1 protein-coding gene is annotated in these 785 nt (G+C 43.6%); it reads right to left on the bottom strand.

Annotated elements, in window-relative coordinates:
* Positions 1-621 (bottom strand): patatin-like phospholipase family protein (locus A3729_RS08690; RefSeq protein WP_197475710.1); only part of this gene is annotated, 621 nt, incomplete at its 3' end.
* Positions 622-785: the final 164 nt, after the last annotated feature.

Here is a 785-nt window from a genome sequence, read left to right as displayed (position 1 = left end):
ACGAGCAACACCATCGCCAAAGTACTCTCTATGTATCTTGACTGGTGGAAATATGGTCGGGATAGCAGAAGAAGCCATGAGGTGATCAAGCGTTAGTTTTGTTTTAACGCCCACCCTATTCCCTGATTGCCAACCAGTAAGGTGGTCTTCACCTTGGAAAAAACTAACACTTTGGCCGCTTCGATAACCACAACTTGTCACACTAACTGCCTGTATGTCGTGCTTCTTGATGTTGGTTGTGAGTTGTCCGAAATCAGCTTCTTTTTTTAATAGCTCTCTTAAGGGGGCGTTATTGAACATGGAGCCTGGCACATCAATGCCATCTCCGCTGACGAAACCTCTAACAAACTGGCCTAGGTTTTTTGCAAGATTCCAATAGTCGGATTTGTATACCTTATCAGAGCTAAGGTTTAACCAAAGATCTTCGAGACTGTCGACACTATGCCTGAAGATCTTACCCCCTCCTCCTAGCCCCACGGCGTTTAAAGCTCCTGCGGAACTGCCGCAAATGACAGGAAAGGGATAGTCAAAGCCAGGAAACTGTTCTGCAATTGCCTTAAGAACACCGGCCTGGTAAGCGCCTCGTGCACCACCACCCGTTAAAATCACCCCTGCTGTCATATTAATTATTCCAAATAATGTACTTTGTAAGAATGCTGCGATAGCAGCTTGTTTCCGCTCAAAGAATAGATAAGTCTCAATAGTAAAACTATTCTAGGGCATATATGCGGACAAGCACTAACCTTGCATAAACTTAATAGTGATAATAAAAATCTATATAGAAT

It is taken from the genome of Oleiphilus sp. HI0043, assembly GCF_001634935.1.
This window is presented reverse-complemented; position numbering and strand designations above follow the sequence as displayed.